Annotated in this window: 16 protein-coding genes and 1 pseudogene; 9 read left to right on the forward strand and 8 right to left on the reverse strand. The window is 60.7% G+C overall.

Features of this window, described 5'->3' with window-relative positions; genetic code table 11:
• Positions 1–4 precede the first annotated feature (4 nt).
• Positions 5–1,201, reverse strand: a complete 1,197-nt coding sequence (locus CKW16_RS03825; RefSeq protein WP_095127281.1) for a multidrug effflux MFS transporter — start codon at positions 1,199–1,201, stop codon at positions 5–7.
• A gap of 189 nt (positions 1,202–1,390) precedes the next feature.
• Positions 1,391–1,588 (reverse strand): heavy-metal-associated domain-containing protein, encoded by a 198-nt coding sequence (locus CKW16_RS03830; protein ID WP_046044719.1) that lies wholly within the window; start codon positions 1,586–1,588, stop codon positions 1,391–1,393.
• A 147-nt stretch (positions 1,589–1,735) separates the two neighbouring features.
• On the opposite strand from CKW16_RS03830, the gene CKW16_RS03835 reads away from it, so the two are divergent.
• From CKW16_RS03835 to cueR, 3 genes are all read left to right on the forward strand, one after another.
• Entirely contained in the window at positions 1,736–2,119 is a 384-nt protein-coding gene (locus CKW16_RS03835) for a hypothetical protein (RefSeq protein WP_095127282.1), read from the forward strand.
• A 136-nt stretch (positions 2,120–2,255) separates the two neighbouring features.
• The gene (locus tag CKW16_RS03840; RefSeq protein ID WP_095127283.1) at positions 2,256–4,649 is read left to right on the forward strand and encodes a heavy metal translocating P-type ATPase; all 2,394 of its coding nucleotides are present in this window, start codon (positions 2,256–2,258) and stop codon (positions 4,647–4,649) included.
• Positions 4,646–5,059, forward strand: coding sequence for a Cu(I)-responsive transcriptional regulator (gene cueR / locus CKW16_RS03845; RefSeq protein ID WP_095127284.1), 414 nt, complete (start codon positions 4,646–4,648; stop codon positions 5,057–5,059). Before CKW16_RS03840 ends, cueR begins: the two co-directional genes overlap by 4 nt.
• Here the strand turns inward: cueR and CKW16_RS03850 are convergent.
• Together CKW16_RS03850 and CKW16_RS03855 are read right to left on the reverse strand one after the other, a co-directional pair.
• Positions 5,013–6,227, reverse strand: a complete 1,215-nt coding sequence (locus CKW16_RS03850; RefSeq protein ID WP_095127285.1) for an MFS transporter — start codon at positions 6,225–6,227, stop codon at positions 5,013–5,015. The genes cueR and CKW16_RS03850 overlap by 47 nt on opposite strands.
• Positions 6,228–6,472: 245 nt before the next feature.
• Complete coding sequence (locus tag CKW16_RS03855; protein ID WP_056746159.1) at positions 6,473–7,366, reverse strand: PA4780 family RIO1-like protein kinase; 894 nt, start codon at positions 7,364–7,366, stop codon at positions 6,473–6,475.
• Between the two features lie 400 nt (positions 7,367–7,766).
• Here CKW16_RS03855 and CKW16_RS32785 point away from each other — a divergent pair.
• Both CKW16_RS32785 and CKW16_RS32790 read left to right on the forward strand, forming a co-directional pair.
• Positions 7,767–8,855 (forward strand): annotated as a pseudogene (locus CKW16_RS32785) (cache domain-containing protein); the annotation flags it as partial.
• 129 nt (positions 8,856–8,984) lie between these two features.
• Positions 8,985–9,713, forward strand: coding sequence for a methyl-accepting chemotaxis protein (locus tag CKW16_RS32790; RefSeq protein WP_371917828.1), 729 nt, complete (start codon positions 8,985–8,987; stop codon positions 9,711–9,713).
• 124 nt (positions 9,714–9,837) lie between these two features.
• On the opposite strand, the gene CKW16_RS03865 is transcribed toward CKW16_RS32790, so the two are convergent.
• Entirely contained in the window at positions 9,838–10,629 is a 792-nt protein-coding gene (locus CKW16_RS03865; protein WP_095127287.1) for a helix-turn-helix transcriptional regulator, read from the reverse strand.
• A gap of 84 nt (positions 10,630–10,713) precedes the next feature.
• Between CKW16_RS03865 and CKW16_RS03870 the strand changes: the two genes are divergently transcribed.
• Positions 10,714–11,742 carry a bile acid:sodium symporter family protein gene (locus CKW16_RS03870; protein ID WP_095127717.1) on the forward strand — a complete coding sequence of 343 codons (1,029 nt, stop codon included), beginning with the start codon at positions 10,714–10,716 and terminating at the stop codon, positions 11,740–11,742.
• Here CKW16_RS03870 and CKW16_RS03875 read toward each other — a convergent pair.
• Entirely contained in the window at positions 11,729–13,006 is a 1,278-nt protein-coding gene (locus CKW16_RS03875; protein WP_095127288.1) for an acetyl-CoA C-acetyltransferase, read from the reverse strand. The genes CKW16_RS03870 and CKW16_RS03875 overlap by 14 nt on opposite strands.
• Before the next feature lie 224 nt (positions 13,007–13,230).
• Here CKW16_RS03875 and CKW16_RS03880 point away from each other — a divergent pair, with 224 nt between their 5' ends.
• Positions 13,231–14,583: a 3-oxoacyl-ACP reductase gene (locus CKW16_RS03880; RefSeq protein WP_095127289.1), complete on the forward strand. Its 1,353-nt coding sequence runs from the start codon at positions 13,231–13,233 to the stop codon at positions 14,581–14,583.
• 2 nt (positions 14,584–14,585) lie between these two features.
• Positions 14,586–15,440: a MaoC family dehydratase gene (locus tag CKW16_RS03885; protein ID WP_095127290.1), complete on the forward strand. Its 855-nt coding sequence runs from the start codon at positions 14,586–14,588 to the stop codon at positions 15,438–15,440.
• A gap of 86 nt (positions 15,441–15,526) precedes the next feature.
• Here the strand turns inward: CKW16_RS03885 and CKW16_RS03890 are convergent, their stop codons facing one another.
• Complete coding sequence (locus CKW16_RS03890; protein ID WP_095127291.1) at positions 15,527–15,940, reverse strand: response regulator; 414 nt, start codon at positions 15,938–15,940, stop codon at positions 15,527–15,529.
• Positions 15,941–16,020: 80 nt separating this feature from the next.
• Positions 16,021–16,221 carry a Flp family type IVb pilin gene (locus CKW16_RS03895; RefSeq protein ID WP_095127292.1) on the reverse strand — a complete coding sequence of 67 codons (201 nt, stop codon included), beginning with the start codon at positions 16,219–16,221 and terminating at the stop codon, positions 16,021–16,023.
• Positions 16,222–16,545: 324 nt separating this feature from the next.
• Here CKW16_RS03895 and cpaB point away from each other — a divergent pair, with 324 nt between their 5' ends.
• On the forward strand, positions 16,546–17,493 hold the full coding sequence (cpaB, locus tag CKW16_RS03900; protein ID WP_095127293.1) for a Flp pilus assembly protein CpaB: 948 nt from the start codon (positions 16,546–16,548) through the stop codon (positions 17,491–17,493).
• Positions 17,494–17,566 lie beyond the last annotated feature (73 nt).

Consider the following 17,566-nt stretch of genomic DNA (forward strand, 5'->3'; position numbering starts at 1 on the left):
ACCCTCAGACCTGGGCTTGCGCCAGCGCCCGGGCTTTTTGCAAACGCCGGGTGAGCATCGCCACGCTCACCACCAGAATTCCGCACAGGCTGATGACCATGGCCATCGGCATGGCGCTGCCGTCGTGTAAAACGCCCACCAGTGCTGCTGCCCCGGCGGCAACGCTGAATTGCAGGCAACCGAGCATTGCCGACGCACTGCCGGCGCGAGCGCCCTGCCCGTTCATGGCGCAGGCCGAGGCGTTGGGCAGGATGCAACCGAGGCTGGCGATGCAGACAAACAGCGGAATCAGCAACGGCCATAGCTGCGCGGTGTGCAGCGAACTGACGGCCAGCAGCGCCAGACCGGCGCCGACGTAGATCCACACGGTGCGCGACAGCAGAAACGCCGGGCCACGCTTGGCCAGCAGTCGCGCGTTGAGCTGCGCCACCAGAATGAAACCTGCCGCGTTGGTACCGAACAGCCAGCCGAAATGCTCGGGCGGCACGCCATACAGCTTGATGAAGACGAATGGTGAACCGGCGATGTAGGCAAACATCCCGGCGATGGCGATGCCACCGGTCAACGCGTGGCCGAGGAACACCCGGTCCGACAACAGTCGACCGTACTGACGCAACGCGCCGGACAACGGTTGACGCGGCACATGGGCCGGCAGACTTTCCGGCAACCCCAGCGCCACAGCCAACCCTGCCAGCGCACTGAAACCGGTCAGCACGAGAAAGATCGACTGCCAGCCCGTGGTGTTGACCAACAGCCCGCCCAGCATCGGCGCAAGAATCGGCGCCAGGCCCATCACCAGCATCAGCTGCGAAAAGACCTTCGCCGAACCCACCGCATCGCATTTATCACTGACAATCGCCCTCGCGATCACCATCCCCGCGCACCCGCCCAACGCCTGAACGAAACGTGCGCCGATCAGCCATTCGAGGTTCGGCGCATAGGCACAGGCCAGAGAGGCTGCGGTGAACAGCCCGACACCGGTCAGCAAGGGAATGCGTCGCCCGAAGCGATCCGCCACCGGGCCGTAAGCCAGTTGACCGATGGACAATCCAAGGAAATACGCCGCCAGGGTCAGCTGAACGTGTTTTTCATCGGTGGCGAAGGCGAGCGCCATCGCCGGGAAAGCCGGCAGATAGAAATCGATCGCCAGCGGACCGAAGGCGCTCAAGGCGCCAAGAATCAAAATGGTACGGAAATTCATCAGGCATCCAGTTGGACAGGGGTCGGCAGCCCCACAGTCTAGCCGCGCATGGACGCCTTGAACATTCCGTTAGGTCGCTAACTATTAAAAACCCTGTAGGAGCTGAGCTTGCTCGCGATGGCGGCTTTACGTCTTGTGTTGTCTGTCAGTTCGCTATCGCGAGCAAGCTCGGCTCCTACAAAGATGGACTCAGGCAACCTTGGCCTCGTAGCCTTCTTCGGTGATCACCGCGATTACCTGATCCGCCGACAAGGCACTCTCGACGCCGACTTCTTTCGCGGCCAGATCGATACGCACGCTGGCCGCAGGATCCTTGGCTTGCAGCGCCTGAGTGATGGCTTTGACGCAGTGACCGCAGGACATGCCTTGAACGTTGAACACTTGCATGGGATGACTCCTTGAGTGAGGTTGCGTGCAGTCTCGAGCTTGCCATCATGGCAAGGTCAAGTTCTGAAGTGAGCTGCCGGGCTGGCAATCAGCGTCGCGCTCGGCCAAGCTGCGTCCATCAATGACTCGACATCAGGAGATTCAGCCATGCGCTGGTCAGCTCTCAGCCTGTTTGGCTTTCTCAGCCTATTTGCCGCGACACCTTCGGTTCAAGCCGCCGGGGAGGACTATGGCGTACTGATCATTTCCCGCGAGCGCCTGGAAGTTGCGACCTCCTGCGAGATCGGCGTGTACATTCACGATCAGCTGTCGGCGCGGTTATTCCAGGAACAAAGCACCTCGTTCAACCTGCCGCCGGGCAATGTCTCCTTGCGCCTGAAGCTGCTGCCGGGGCAGGCGTCGGGTTGCAACCCGGGCATGCTCGCTCCGGGTTCGCAGAACATCACGCTCAAGGCCGGTGACGTGCTGAAGTTCCGGATTGCGATGACGCAGGAAGGGATGTACCTCAAGCCTGCCGCCCTGGACTATTGAGTCGCCTGTTGATGATCGTTCCCACGCTCTGCGTGGGAACGATCAGGTGCCGGTCTTTTGATCTGAGACATGGCGCTTGACCTTGCCAGCATGGCAAGGTTGATCCTGTAGTCATCTTCTACAGGGAGCGTGACCGATGTCCGAATCCACCACTTTCGATCTGCCGATTGCCGGCATGACTTGCGCCAGTTGCGCCGGGCGTGTCGAGCGTGCCTTGAGCAAAGTCATCGGCGCCTCTGCCGTCAGCGTCAACCTGGCCACCGAACAGGCCCGGGTGCAAGCGCCCAGCGACAGCCTGCCAGCCTTGATGGACGCCGTGCAGCAGGCGGGTTACAGCGTACCGCAGCAAAGTCTGGAATTGAGCATCGATGGCATGACCTGCGCCTCCTGCGTCGGCCGGGTCGAACGAGCGCTGGCCAAGGTGCCGGGGGTCAAGAGCGTCAGCGTCAACCTGGCCAACGAACGTGCTCACCTTGAACTGCTCGGCCAGATCGATCCGCAAACCTTGATCGGCGCAGTGACCAAGGCGGGCTATAGCGCGAGTGTCTGGGAAGTCGAACACCCGCAAACCGATAATCAACAACAACGCCTGCACCGCGAGCGTTGGGCCTTGATCATGGCGATCGTCCTCGCCTCGCCGCTGGTGCTGCCAATGCTGCTGCAACCGTTCGGTGTGCACTGGATGCTCCCGGCCTGGGTGCAATTCGCGTTGGCCACGCCGGTGCAATTCATCTTCGGTGCGCGGTTTTACGTCGCTGCCTGGAAAGCCGTGCGCGCCGGTGCCGGCAACATGGATTTGCTGGTCGCGTTGGGCACCAGCGCCGGTTATGGCTTGAGTCTCTATGAATGGGCCACCGCCGCCGGGCGCATGCCGCACCTGTATTTCGAAGCCTCGGCGGTGGTGATTGCCTTGGTGCTGCTGGGCAAATACCTGGAAAGCCGCGCCAAACGCCAGACCGCCAGCGCCATTCGCGCCCTCGAAGCCTTGCGCCCGGAACGGGCGATTCAGGTGATCGACGGTCGCGAGCAGGACGTCGCCATCAGCGCCTTGCGTTTGAATGATCTGGTCATGGTCAAACCCGGCGAACGCTTCCCGGTGGACGGTGAAGTGGTCGAAGGTCAGAGCCACGCCGACGAAGCGCTGATCAGCGGAGAAAGCCTGCCGGTGCCCAAACAACCCGGCGACAAGGTCACCGGCGGCGCGATCAATGGCGAAGGCCGGTTGCTCGTTCGTACCCTGGCTTTGGGCGCGGAAACCGTGCTGGCGCGCATCATCCGCCTGGTCGAAGACGCTCAAGCAGCGAAGGCCCCGATCCAGAAACTGGTGGATAAAGTCAGCCAGGTGTTCGTGCCAACGGTCCTGCTGATTGCGTTGGCCACCTTGATCGGCTGGTGGTTGTACGGCGCGCCGATGGAAACGGCGCTGATCAATGCCGTGGCGGTATTGGTGATCGCTTGCCCGTGCGCGCTCGGGCTGGCCACACCGACAGCGATCATGGCCGGCACCGGCGTGGCGGCGCGCCACGGGATTCTGATCAAGGACGCCGAAGCGTTGGAGCGTGCCCATGAAGTCAGTGCAGTGGTGTTCGACAAGACTGGCACGCTGACCTCAGGTGCCCCACGCATCGCTCATTTGAGCGCCATCAACAATGACGAAGCGGCCCTGCTGCAAATGGCCGGCGCCCTGCAACGCGGCAGCGAACACCCACTGGCCAAGTCCGTTCTGGATGCTTGCGCCGACCGTGGCTTGACCGTGGCCGATGTCAGCGACAGTCAATCGCTGACCGGCCGTGGCATCGCCGGCACTCTCGACGGTCGTCGATTGGCGTTGGGTAATCGTCGTCTCCTGGAAGAGAGCGGCTTGAGCGCAGGTGAATGGGCGGACTCCGCCACCGCGTGGGAAACCGAAGGCCGGACCCTGTCCTGGCTGATCGAGCAAAGCCCCGAGACACGAGTATTGGGCCTCTTCGCTTTCGGCGACACCCTCAAACCCGGCGCGCTGCAAGCCGTGCAACAACTCAACGCACGCAACATCAGCAGTCACCTGCTGACCGGCGATAATCGCGGCAGCGCCAAAGTGGTCGCCGAGGCGCTGGGCATCAAGGATGTCCACGCCGAAGTGCTGCCGGCGGACAAAGCCGCCACCGTCGCGGAACTGAAAAAAACCGGCGTGGTAGCGATGGTCGGCGACGGCATCAACGACGCACCCGCCCTGGCCGCCGCCGACATAGGCATCGCCATGGGCGGTGGCACCGACGTTGCGATGCACGCGGCCGGGATCACCCTGATGCGCGGCGACCCACGGCTGGTGCCGGCGGCGCTGGAGATCAGTCGCAAGACCTACGCGAAGATTCGTCAGAACCTGTTCTGGGCCTTCGTCTACAACCTGATCGGCATTCCGCTGGCAGCGTTCGGCTTCCTCAACCCGGTACTGGCCGGTGCGGCCATGGCGTTGTCGAGCGTCAGCGTGGTGAGCAATGCGTTACTGTTGAAAACCTGGAAACCCAAGGATCTGGAGGACAACCGATGAACATCGGCCAAGCGGCCCGCCAAAGCGGCCTGAGCGCGAAGATGATCCGTTATTACGAATCCATCGGCTTGCTCAAGGCCGCCCATCGTACCGACAGCGGCTATCGGGTGTACGGCGACGACGACCTGCATACCCTGGCGTTCATCAAGCGCTCCCGGGACCTGGGGTTCTCACTGGAAGAAGTCGGCAAACTGCTGACCCTCTGGCAGGACCGCCAGCGAGCCAGCGCCGACGTGAAGGCCCTGGCCCGTCAGCACATCGACGAGCTGAACCAGAAAATCCGCGAACTCGGCCAACTGCGCGACACCCTGCAGGACCTGGTCGAACACTGCCACGGTGATCACCGTCCCGACTGCCCGATCCTCAAGAACCTGGAGTCGGGCTGTTGCGCCCGACCCGCTCGCCCCTGATTGCCAGCCCCTTCACCACCAACAACGTGGTGAGGGGAATCCCGTGGAACAACAGCACCACGGCACCCGGCGTCCACCACGAATAGAACGGCGCGGCGATCAGCATGCCGACGCCGAACCCGGTCATTTGCAACAACGTCAGGAAGCTGAAAATCGGCAGACGCAGGCTGTCCGGCTCACGTTGCAGGCGCGACATCAGGCCGACTTCCGAGAAACCGTCGCCCAACCCCGCCGGCAACGAGAACAACAGCAAGCCGTAGAGCGTTTGCTGCTGAAACATCAGGATGAAGCCGCAGGACATCAGCAACACACCAAAGAAAAATCGTCGCTCCAGGTTCACGTTGTCCGAACCTTTCAGCCGGCTGGCGATGCGCGCGCCGATGAGTTTTCCGCAGGCCCAGACCGCCAACATCAGGCCCAGCGTGGTGCTGGCTGACTCGGGCGTCAGCAGTCTGGAAATAATCGGAAAACCCACGTTGTGCGCGGCACTGCCAAGGGTGTCAGCCATCGCCACGGCGAGCATAGCCGCCACCACCGGTGTGCTGCGCAGTCCCTGGAGCAAGACCGCCCACTCACCACGCTCGTGGCTGGGTTCATCACTGGGCGCAGGTTTTGAGAAGCGCAGCGGCAAGATGAACAACGCGGCCAGCAGATAAGTGACGACGTTCAATGCAAGCACCGTTTCAAAGCCGAATGCTGCCACCAATAGCCCTGACACCAGACTTCCGCCGACCATGGCGGCCGACGACGCCGAGGTGATCCAGGCGTTGGTCTTGAGCAGGTGTTCGCTTTCGATCAAGTGCGGCAACTGACTGTTCAGGCCGATCGCGAACATCGAGTTGCCGAATCCCAGACCGAATGCAATTAACGGTAAAAGTAGTACTTGTTGGGCGACCGGCAGCACCAGCAGCAGGCCCAGCAGCCCGGCGCGCAACAGGTCGAAGGCAATCAGCGGCAGGCGCCCGGCCCAGCGGCGATAAAACGTCGTACCGATTAGGCTGGCGAATACTCCACCGGCCACGCGGCTGGCGAGGAAGATGCCGACGCTCATGGCGCTGTTGCTGAGCAGGTAGACGTAGGTGGCCAGGGCGACCATGTTGAGGAAGGCGCCGAAGTCCGAGACCAGACGGGCGGTGATGATCAGTTGGGCGTTGCGGGTGGCGTTCACATTCAGTCCTTGAGTGTGGGGAGTCCGGGAAATCTCAAAACTCAATTACACCGAAAATCCAATGTGGGAGCGGCGGTGCGACGATTCGACTTGCTCGCGAATGCGATAGATCAGTCGACATTGATGTTGAATGACACACCGCATTCGCGAGCAAGCCCGCTCCCACACTGGTACTCCAGCGTTTGGAGGTCAGGTGGCTGGCATCTACAAAAAACCCGGCAGAAGCCGGGTTTTTCGTTAACCGATCACTGCATCCAAGGCGGAGGCGGCTCTTCGGCTTTGCTCGGTGGCGCGTCGTCAGCAGCGCGGATCGCTTGCTTGCGCTCTTCATCAAGGCGTGCCGCCTCGATCTCGCGCATGATCCCGCCAACATCGGCCAACTCTTCCGGCTCATCGAACTCGCCGGTCAAGACGCTGGCCGGGTGCAAGGTGCCGGCTTCGAACAGGGCCCACATTTCCTTGGCGTACTTGGTCTTTTTCAACTCCGGCGCAAACCGCCCGAAGTAGGACGCCATGTTGCCGACATCCCGCTCCAGCATGCTGAACGCGTGGTTGTTGCCCGCTGCGTCGACCGCTTGCGGCAGATCGATGATCACCGGGCCGGTCGGGGTCAGCAATACGTTGAACTCCGACAGGTCACCGTGCACCAGACCGGTACACAACATCAGCACGATCTGCGAAATCAGAAACGCGTGATACTCGCGTGCCTGATCCGGTTCCAGCACCACGTCGTTCAGACGCGGCGCGGCATCACCGTACTCATCGGCCACCAGTTCCATCAACAGCACGCCTTCAAGGAAGTCGTAAGGCTGAGGAACCCGCACGCCAGCACCGGCCAGACGGAACAACGCCGCCACTTCGGCATTCTGCCAGGCGTCTTCGGTTTCTTTCTTGCCGAACTTGGAGCCCTTGGCCATCGCTCGAGCCTGACGGCTGTTGCGCACCTTGCGGCCTTCCTGATACTCGGCCGCCTGACGGAAACTGCGTTTATTCGCCTCCTTGTAGACCTTCGCGCAACGTAACTCGTTGCCGCAGCGCACCACATAAACAGCTGCTTCTTTACCACTCATGAGTGGGCGCAGCACCTCGTCGACCAGACCGTCCTCGATCAGGGGTTCAATGCGTTTTGGAGTCTTCATCAGCTTTTATTGGGGGTCCTTTATTACCAAACACGCGAAAGTCATTCGTTATACGGCAATCCACTCATTCGGGGGAGGGGTTGCCGACCTATGAACGTTCCTGTGACCGTCGAGAAGCACACAATGTGCCGGTTTAATCAGTCAGCAACCGCCGCTCGTCATCGGCGCCACAGATCATAGCTGACCCTGCGCCACTTGTTGCTGAAGGGCTAAGCGGGTATTTGCGACAGAAGCTGACATCTCGATTCATACCCTTCGTAGGATTTTTCTTAACAGACCTCAATTTCCACCTCGGCCAGCCGAAGTCATCAGTGACAAAGTGATTTGTCCGACAATCGTTCTGCCAATATCCGCGAGTCATCTGCACTGCGTGGGCCTACAAGAAAAATCTGGAGCGCGGATGAACATCAAACAGAAGTTGACCTGGGCGTTTGCAATCATCGCCTGCTTGCCGGTGGTGCTGGTCGCTACCCTGGTTGTGCTGAACTTGCGCAGTGATGCCAAGGACAGTTTCGTTGACGGCAGTGGCCGCGAAATTCGTCAGGTCAGCAACGCCATGCAACTGTTCTTTGACGGCATCAGCCAGAACGTGGATTACCTGGCGACCCAACCACTGATCAAGAATTCCGACGACAGCCTCAAGACGTACATGAGCGCCAACGCCGAAAGCATTCCTCAAGGCGAGATGGACAAGAAGGTCTTCGGCCTCCTTCAGGACCTGGGTAACAGTCACCCGTCCTACGCCTATGCCATTCTCGGCACCGCGGCGGGCGGTTATGTGTCCTGGCCGGACGATGCCAAACTGAACAATTACGACCCGCGCCAGCGCCCCTGGTACAAAGCTGCCCAGGCCAAACCGGGCAAACCGTTCCGCACCGAGGCCTATTACTGGGCCCAGGACGACGCGACGTACGTCAGTACCGTGCGCACCATCGATAACAAGTTGGGCACCAATGGCGGTGTGGTCAGCATCGACGTGACGCTCAAGCAGCTCACTGAAATCGTCAAGCAGATCAAGCTCGGTGAAACCGGCTACCTGATGCTGCTGGAAAACACCGGCACCGTGCTGGTCGATCCGAAGCAACCGGAACACAACTTCAAAGCCTTGAGCAGCCTCGGCGAGGGCTACGCGCAACTGGCCAAGGCCGGTAAAGGGCTGGTGGAAGTCGAGCTGAACGGCGAACGCTACATGGCCAACGTCTGGCCGTCGGAGCAACTGGGCTGGACCTTCATCGGCCTGATCAAGCAGACCGACGTGATGAGTTCGGCCACTCAGCTGACCTGGCTGATCGCGATCATCGCCGCCGTGCTGGCCGTGTTCTTCGCCATCGTCGGCGCCAGTTTCGCCAGCCTTATCGTGCGACCGATCCGCAGCGTGGCCAGCGGTCTGGAAGGCATCGCCCAAGGTGAAGGCGACTTGACCAAGAACCTGCAAATCCGTGGCAGCGACGAAACCGCGCAACTGGCCAACTGGTTCAACCAGTTCTTGGCAGCGATTCGTAACCTGATCCAGAGCATCGGCGGCGCCGCGACCAAGATCCTCGCCACCTCCAAGAGTTCGACCCAGGTCTCCAGCGACATGGCCGAAGCCGCCGGGCGTCAGCGTGAAGCGGTGGACATGGTTTCCACGGCGTTCCACGAAATGGTCGCCACCGCCAACGAAGTCGCGCGCTCTTGCAGCCAGGCGGCGGAATCGGCCGACAGCGGCCAGCGCCAGGCACGTGAAGGTCAGCAGCAGATTGATGCGGCCGTGACCAGCGTTGATCGCTTGAGCCAGGAAATCGAACAGTCGGCCCAGTCGATGCAACAGCTTGAGCGCGACAGCAACGACATTCAGTCAATCCTCGGGACCATTCGCTCGATTGCCGAACAGACCAACCTGCTGGCGCTGAACGCCGCTATCGAAGCAGCGCGGGCCGGTGAACAGGGTCGTGGGTTTGCAGTGGTCGCCGATGAAGTTCGGGCACTGGCCAAGCGGACTGCCGATTCCACGGCGGAAATCGATGGTTTGCTGGGCAACCTCGCCAAACGCACCAGTCAGGTGACTCAGCAAATGCACGCCAGCCTGGAAGTGTCCCAGCAATCGGTGACGCGGATCGGTGAAGCACGCAGCAGTTTCGGGCTGATTCGTGAGTCGGTGGACGTGATCCGCGACATGAACACCCAGATCGCTACCGCGGCGGAAGAACAGCATCAGGTGGCTGAAGACATCAATCGGCACATCAGTCAGATTCATGGTGATGCGCAATTGGTGGCGGAACTGGCGAACTCGGCGCGGCTGGATTCGCAGAGTCTGGCGGGGTTGTCGAATGAGCTGGATGGGTTGGTGCGCCGCTTCAGAACCTGATCCTGAATCCCGGTGGCCGCTCCGCGGCCAATCGCGGGCAAGCCTTGCTCCTACGGATTTGTGTCGTACCCCATATCGGTGTCACACAAATCCGTAGGAGCAAGGCTTGCCCGCGATGAGGCCGTCACTGTTTGAAGAGTTCTCCGGGAGTAAACCCGAACAGATTCTTGAACGCCGCAATAAACGCCGAAGTCGAGTCATACCCGCAAGACAGCGCGGCATTCGTCACGCTGTCCCCCTCCTCCAGCAAACTCAACGACGACAGCAACCGCATCCGCTGTCGCCACCCTCGAAAGCTCAACCCGGTTTCCCGCTGAAAGAGCCGCATCAAGGTCTTCTCCGAGGTGCCCAACCGCTCGGCCCACGCCTGCAAGGTCACATTGCGCTCAGGGCTTTCGATCAGCTCGTTGCACAACCCCAGCAACCGTTCATGGCGCGGTAACGGTAGCGAGAAGCCGACCTCCGGCAGATGCGCCAACTGATCCAGCAGCACACTCACCAGCCGCGATTCCTGGCTGTCGCCCTGTGGATATTCAACCGGCAGCAAACAAAAACTCTTGATCAGCTCCCGGGCCAACGGCGTCACTTCCAGCACCCGGCAACGCCCGTCCGCCCATTCACAATCCTCGCGGCGCACATAGAGGCTGCGCATCTCGGCGCGCATCGAGGTCACCACCTGGTGTTCGAGATCCGCCGGAATCCAGATGCCCCACTGCGGCGGCGCATAGAAACTGCCCTCGGCGGTATGCACGCCGAGAACACCGCTGATCGCGTAGGAGAACTGCACCCAATCGTGTCGATGCGGCGGCGTCCATGAACCGGCGTTGAGGCTTTCCGCACGGGCATACAGCGGACGCGGCAGCACCGTCAGCGTCGGAATCGTCCGTTCGAGAGAAAGTTGTCCGTTAGTCGGCATTGATTGGCCTTATGTCGCAAGACGGCTGATGGAGCCGACGTTAGGCTAAGTCACCAATTCTTACAAATGTATTCGGTGCCTGTTATGCATGCCTTCAAACACCTCAAACGCGTGGTCACCGACTGGTTCTTGTGTGGCATGTTGATCGCCACGCTGCTGGCGTATTTCTTCCCGACCTTTGGTGCCACCGGCGGCGGAATGCACGCTGAATACGTGATCAACATCGGCGTGTTCCTGGTGTTCTTCCTGCACGGGGTCAACCTGTCCAGCGAGCAGATCACTCACGGTCTGAAAAACTGGAAGCTGCACGTGATGGTTCAGGGATTCACCTTCGCGGTGTTTCCGCTGATCTGGCTGCTGAGCGACACGCTGTTGGGTTCGCACATTCCGTCGCTGCTGATGCTGGGCTTCCTGTACCTCTGCGCCCTGCCCTCGACCATCTCCTCGTCCGTGGCCCTGACCGGCAGCGCGGGCGGCAACGTACCGGCGGCGATTCTCAACGCGAGCCTGTCCAGCGTGCTGGGGATTTTCCTGACGCCGTTACTGGTGAGTTTCGTGGTCGGCAGCGGCGCGGGCGGCATCGATCTGGGCGCCACCCTGCTCGACCTCTGCGCCATGTTGCTGTTGCCGCTGGTACTCGGCCAATTGGTTCGGCCGTTCCTCGGCAAGTTCTTCGCCCGCCACAAGCGCTACACCAACATCGCCGACAAGTTGGTGATCCTGTTGCTGGTGTACGCGGCGTTCTGCAATTCGATGGTCTCGGGGATGTGGCAAAAGCAGGGCAACAGCGTGATCCTCACGGCACTGATCGGCAGTGCGATCCTGCTGGCGATCATCCTGTGGATGACCACCCGCACCGCTCGCGCATTGAAATTCAGCCCGGCCGATGAAATCGCCGCGGTGTTTTGCGCCAGCAAGAAATCACTGGCCGCCGGTGCGCCAATGGCGGCGCTGATCTTCGGCGCCAACCCGGGGCTTGGACTGATCCTGTTGCCGATCATGATCTACCACCCGTTGCAGCTGATCGTCTGCTCGGTCATGGCCGAGAGTTACGCCAACCGCAATCGGCAGCTGGCCCAGCAGAAAAGCGCCGCCGTCCTCAGCGCTCGATAATCGCTGTCACCCCTTGGCCACCAGCCGCGCACATCGAGATCAAGCCTCGCCCCTTGCCCGCCGCATCCAGCAACTTCGCCAAATTGGCGACGATGCGCCCGCCGGTAGCCGCAAATGGATGTCCCGCCGCCAGTGAACTGCCTTTGACATTGAGGCGGCTACGGTCGATGGAGCCCAGTGGCGCATCGAGACCGAGGCGGGTTTTGCAATATTCCGGATCCTCCCAGGCCTTCAGCGTGCAGAGTACCTGCGCGGCGAAGGCTTCGTGGATTTCGTAGTAATCGAAGTCCTGCAAGGTCAGGCCATTGCGCGCCAGCAAACGTGGCACCGCATACACCGGCGCCATCAACAATCCTTCCGCACCGCTGACGAAATCCACCGCCGCCACCTCGCCATCGCGCAAATAGGCAAGGATCGGCAGACCACGTTCCTTGGCCCATTCTTCACTGCCCATCAGCACCAGCGATGCGCCATCGGTGAGCGGCGTCGAGTTGCCCGCCGTCAGGGTGCCCTTGGCGCTTTTCTCGAAGGCCGGTTTCAGTGAGGCGAGTTTCTCCAGGGTCAGATCCTGGCGCAGGTTGTTGTCGCGGGTCAGGCCGAGGAACGGTGTCATCAAATCGTTGTGCCAGCCTTCGGTGTAGGACGCGGCCATTTTCTGGTGACTGTCCAACGCCAGTTGGTCCTGTTCGTCGCGCGGAATGTTCCAGGCCTGGGCCATCAACTCGCAGTACTCGCCCATCGACAGACCGGTGCGCGACTCGCTGATGCTTGGAAAGTCGGGTATCAAGTGGCGGGGACGCAGTTGCAGGAAGGTTTTCAGTTTGTCGGCGGTGCTTCGGGCGCGGTTGGCCTGCAGGAGGATCTTGCGCAGGCTTTCGTTGACACCGATCGGCACGTCCGAGGCTGTGTCGACGCCACCTGCAATGCCACATTCGATCTGACCCAGGGCGATTTTGTTCGCCACCAACAATGTTGCCTCCAGCCCCGTGCCGCAGGCTTGCTGGATGTCGTAGGCCGGCGTCATCGGCGACAACCGCGAGCCCAGCACGCACTCGCGGGTCAGGCTCATATCCCGGGAGTGCTTGGCCACCGCCCCCGCCGCCACTTCGCCCAGGCGCAAACCGTGCAGGTTGTAGCGTTCGATCAGGCCTTCGAGCGCGGCGGTAAGCATCGCCTGATTACTGGCGGTGGCGTACGGCCCGTTGGAACGGGCGAAGGGGATACGGTTACCACCAATAATTGCAACGCGGCGCAGTTGAGTCATGAAAAGCTCCTGATGAAATATTCATTTTGAAAACCACCCCCCTTGTAGGAGCCGAGCTTGCTCGCGATAGCGGTGTGTCAGCTACATTGATGTCGACAGATACACCGCCATCGCGAGCAAGCTCAGCTCCTACAGTGATCAAGCGTAGGCCTTATCTCGTGGATCGAACGACTGATTGCCATTCATGGTCCACACTTTTAACCCCAGCTGCTGGAGCGCGTTCCATGTCTGACCGTTATATCGACTTCGCCAATTCGTCCATCGGCCATCGTTTGGTCGGGGCCCTGGGTCTGCCGTCGCCGGTTCGTCTGGAGCGCTGGCAAGCAGGCCGGCTGCGGCCTGTCGAGGGGGCGCTGTTGTTAGGCGGTGGCCCGTTGACGGAGAAAATCAGCACCTTCGCCAACCGCCTGACCGACGCGATTTACAGCTACGGCACCGAGCCTTCGCTGGCCACTGCGTGGATTCCCGGCCACGGCCCCAAACTCAAAGCCGTGGTGTTCGACGCCAGCGACCTGGTGCAGACCGATCAACTCAAACAGCTGCGCGAGTTCTTCCAGCCGCTGATAAAAAACCTCGATCACAGCGCGCACCTGGTGATTCTGGGGCGCGCGCCGGAGACCTTGAGCGATCCGTTCGCCGCCAGTGCCCAGCGAGCACTGGAAGGCTTCAGCCGTTCGCTGGCCAAGGAACTGCGCAGTGGCGGCACCTTGCAGCTGATTTATGTCGGCGAAGGGGCGGAGGATCAACTGGAAGGCCCGCTGAGGTTTTTCCTCTCGCCAAAAAGTGCATTCGTTTCCGGGCAAGTGATTCGCTTGAATGCCTGCGACACGCAGGTGACGGACTGGACTCGTCCATTGTCTGGCCGCACGGCACTGGTCACGGGTGCTGCACGCGGCATCGGTGCCTCCATCGCCGAAACCCTGGCCCGCGATGGGGCCGACGTGATCCTGCTCGACGTAGCACCGGCCAAGACTGACCTCGAAGCCCTCGCCGCACGCCTCGGCGGACGCAGCATCACCCTCGACATTTGCGCCGAAGACGCCGCCGCGCAGTTGATCGAGCAACTGCCCGACGGTATCGACATCGTGGTCCACAACGCTGGTATCACTCGGGATAAAACCCTGGCCAACATGACCCCGGAATTCTGGGACTCGGTGTTGGCGGTCAACCTCAATGCGCCACAAGTGCTGACCAAGGCACTGCTCGACAGCGGCACCCTGCACGACAACGGCCGGGTGATCCTGCTGGCGTCGATCAGCGGCATCGCCGGCAATCGCGGGCAAACCAATTACGCAGCCAGCAAGGCCGGGCTGATCGGGCTGGCCCAAGCCTGGGCGCCGCTGCTGAACGAGCGCGGCATCAGCATCAATGCGGTAGCACCCGGTTTCATCGAAACCCAGATGACCGCGCACCTGCCGTTCGGCGTGCGTGAGGCCGGGCGGCGCATGAGTTCGCTGGGCCAGGGTGGTCTGCCGCAAGACGTCGCCGAAGCGGTGGCGTGGCTGGCTCAACCGGGTACCGGCGCGTTCACCGGTCAAGCCCTGCGAGTGTGCGGACAAAGTGTTTTGGGGGCTTAGGCATGATCATCGATTGGCACATACTCAACCGCGAACCAAGCCTGTCGGGACTGTACGTGCGGGCCGCGACGCGACGCAAAATCACCGGCACCACCCTGCCCGACTCGGGTTTGCGCTGCTGGATCAATGTCGATCCGAAGCGCCTGGCGGACTATCGCAAGGTCTGCGGTTTTGCCGAAAACGGTTTGTTGCCGCCAACCTATCCACACATCCTCGCGTTCGCCTTGCAGATGCAATTGCTGACGGCCAAGGAGTTTCCATTTCCGCTGCTGGGGTTAATTCACCTGAGCAACCGCATTCGCATCTTTCGACCAATGGGCGGCGTGAATCGCGTGCGGGTCAGCGTTCAGGTGCAAAACCTTCAACCCCATGAAAAGGGCGCGACGTTCGACCTGGTGACGACACTCGACGATCAACTGGGGGCGTTGTGGGAAGCTGAAAGCCAGATGTTGTGCCGCGGGGTCAAACTCGAAGGCGAACCCGTAGAAGAAGTATTGGCATCGTCGCTGGAAATGTCGGAAGTCGCCTGCTGGAAAGCGCCGTCGGACATTGGGCGGCAGTACGCCAAAGTGTCCGGCGACTACAACCCGATTCACCTGAGTGCCGTCAGCGCCAAACTCTTCGGTTTCCCGAAGGCCATCGCCCATGGGTTGTGGAACAAGGCGCGCACCCTGGCGGCGCTTGCCGATCATCTGCCGGCGGCGAATGTCGAGATTGCGGTGCAATTTCGCAAACCGGTGCGGTTGCCCAGTGAGGTGACGTTGCTGGCCAGTGCGGCAGGGTCGAGCGGGGATTTGCTGTTGGTGGGTGCGGGGGATCTTGAGCATATGGCGGGCCATTGGCGGCCGGTTGCCTGACCCGACCGTTCCTGCACTCTGCGTTCGGCTCTTGGGACGCAGAGCGTCCCTGGCTGCATTCCCACGCAGAGCGTGGGAACGATCAATCACTGACTCACTAAATCCATGCGAGGCTGCGGAAACAAATTATTCAACGTCTCCAACAACCGCACGTGATAAATCGGCTTGCGAAACAGGTCGAGCACCTGCAACCGCAACATGTCACTGACATCCTCCATGTCCGCATGCCCCGACGTCACAATCACCGGCAAATGCTGGCGGGACGTATGTTCACGCAACCGCTTGATCAACGACATGCCACTCTCCTCCGGCATCCGCAGATCCGTGATCACCAACGCAATATCAGGGTGGCGCGTCAGATGTTGCAGCGCGAGTTTGACCGAGGTGGCGGTAAAGCAATTGAAGCCCTCGCCCTCCAGCAACTCCGCCAACTCCAGCAACGCATCCTCCTCATCATCGACCAGAAGTAGCTGTTGGCGTGGAAGTGAGGGAGCGTTCATGGGCAACACCTGCAATGGACTAAGCGCTGACGTTAGAAGCCCTTTGGAGCATTGGCAAGCTACCGGTGCGTCTTCTCGCGTCAATCGATGGCGGCTTTGATGGTGCCGAACAGGGTTGTTATCGAGGTTCCCATCCCTGCACTGAGGCCGGCAATCACCACCGCGACCATGGCGGCAACAATCGCGTACTCAATACCTGAGGCACCCTCGGTATCTTTGGCCAGGCCTTTGTAAAAAGCGATTTCGGATTTGATCTTCTGAGCAATCTTGGTAAAGGACATGGCAGTTCTCCTGAAAGACGGCGGGTGTTGCACGGTCGCAACATGATTCCCCTTTGCCAGCATCAGCATTGTCGGCATTCCCCGTACCCACAACTGTAAGAACGAATTATCACTAAAGTATTAATTGCTTCGTTGACGTCAAAAAAGTCACGTTTTCGCCCTGACTACTTACTTTCGTTAGTTATTTTCAGGCCCGTAATGGCTTTTTGCTCTAGCTGAGCTACCGTCAAATAGCGAAATAGTTCCATGTTCATAGCTGCCTGATTGCGAAGTTGTCTCGTAGGATGCGACGAGGTCTCAAGCAGCAGGAAAGGGAGAGCCGTCATGAACAGTCGTATCACTCTGGGCCTGGCCGGTTTGTTTCTGGTGGGCGCCATTGTTGCCGGTTACTGGGGCCTCACGCTAAGCCGCCAACCCGCTCCCGAGTCTGTCGTGCAACCCGAGATCGTCACGCCTGCACCCATCGCCCAGACGCTGCCCCCCGTGGACGACCCCACCCGCCAACCGGTGGTGGTGTTGCTGCATGATGTGCCACCGTTCGTGCCGATCAGCGCCGCCGACGTGACCCTGGAAAAACTCCGTACCGTCCCGGCCGGCAGCCTGAGCCGCCTCGATCAAGCGATTGGCCGAACGCCCTGGCGCGCCCTCAGCGCCGGCACCTGGCTCAATGATGAAAGCTTTGAAGCCGGCGGCAGACTGGCGCGGATGATTCGTCCCGATGAACGCGCCCTCGCCGTCGCAGTGGATGAAGTGATCAATGCCGGAGGGCAACTGACACCCGGGGACTATGTCGATGTGCTGCTGTTTCTGCGCATGGACAACAACAACCTTCAGCCGTCGGCGCAACTGGTGGTGCCGGCCTTGCGGGTACTCGGGGTGGGCGAACAGATGGGGTTGACCAACGACGGTCAACCCGCAAGCCCGGCCCGCAGCATCGAAGAAAAACTCAGGCAGGAACAATTGCGCGCCAGCGCCCGCAGCGTCTTGCTTGCCGTCCCCGAACAACTATTGAGCCGCCTGATGTTGGCGGCCCAGGCTGGCGTGCTGCGCCTGGCCGTACGCAGCGCCGATGAAAAACGTCTGGCTCGTTACTGGGCCGGTAAAAGCGATTCATCGGCCAAACTTGCCAGTGCCAACCGCGAGTTGATCCAGTTCAGCCAACTGGCCATGACGCCCCCACCCAAACCTGTCGTCACCAACGGCAGCACAGCACCGCGCAAGTCGAGCGTGGTAGTCATCCGCGGCAACGAAATCACCCAACAACCCCCCTGAATCGAGCAAGGACGCATCAAAATGCGCAGTCGTTCCATGCCCCTGTTTGAAGCGCAACTATGACCCGAACTGG

The organism is Pseudomonas sp. Irchel s3h14 (genome assembly GCF_900187425.1).
GTDB lineage: Bacteria > Pseudomonadota > Gammaproteobacteria > Pseudomonadales > Pseudomonadaceae > Aquipseudomonas.

Bases quoted from the DNA above. Each gene is read 5' to 3' on its own strand.
- CKW16_RS03870 (WP_095127717.1), top strand. From the start codon at position 10,714: ATGCATGCCTTCAAACACCTCAAACGCGTGGTCACCGACTGGTTCTTG.
- CKW16_RS03865 (WP_095127287.1), bottom strand. From the start codon at position 10,629: ATGCCGACTAACGGACAACTTTCTCTCGAACGGACGATTCCGACGCTG.
- CKW16_RS03835 (WP_095127282.1), top strand. From the start codon at position 1,736: ATGCGCTGGTCAGCTCTCAGCCTGTTTGGCTTTCTCAGCCTATTTGCC.
- cpaB (WP_095127293.1), top strand. From the start codon at position 16,546: ATGAACAGTCGTATCACTCTGGGCCTGGCCGGTTTGTTTCTGGTGGGC.
- CKW16_RS03885 (WP_095127290.1), top strand. From the start codon at position 14,586: ATGATCATCGATTGGCACATACTCAACCGCGAACCAAGCCTGTCGGGA.
- cueR (WP_095127284.1), top strand. From the start codon at position 4,646: ATGAACATCGGCCAAGCGGCCCGCCAAAGCGGCCTGAGCGCGAAGATG.
- CKW16_RS03855 (WP_056746159.1), bottom strand. From the start codon at position 7,366: ATGAAGACTCCAAAACGCATTGAACCCCTGATCGAGGACGGTCTGGTC.
- CKW16_RS03840 (WP_095127283.1), top strand. From the start codon at position 2,256: ATGTCCGAATCCACCACTTTCGATCTGCCGATTGCCGGCATGACTTGC.
- CKW16_RS03825 (WP_095127281.1), bottom strand. From the start codon at position 1,201: ATGAATTTCCGTACCATTTTGATTCTTGGCGCCTTGAGCGCCTTCGGT.
- CKW16_RS03895 (WP_095127292.1), bottom strand. From the start codon at position 16,221: ATGTCCTTTACCAAGATTGCTCAGAAGATCAAATCCGAAATCGCTTTT.
- CKW16_RS03880 (WP_095127289.1), top strand. From the start codon at position 13,231: ATGTCTGACCGTTATATCGACTTCGCCAATTCGTCCATCGGCCATCGT.
- CKW16_RS32790 (WP_371917828.1), top strand. From the start codon at position 8,985: ATGGTTTCCACGGCGTTCCACGAAATGGTCGCCACCGCCAACGAAGTC.
- CKW16_RS03890 (WP_095127291.1), bottom strand. From the start codon at position 15,940: ATGAACGCTCCCTCACTTCCACGCCAACAGCTACTTCTGGTCGATGAT.
- CKW16_RS03830 (WP_046044719.1), bottom strand. From the start codon at position 1,588: ATGCAAGTGTTCAACGTTCAAGGCATGTCCTGCGGTCACTGCGTCAAA.
- CKW16_RS03875 (WP_095127288.1), bottom strand. From the start codon at position 13,006: ATGACTCAACTGCGCCGCGTTGCAATTATTGGTGGTAACCGTATCCCC.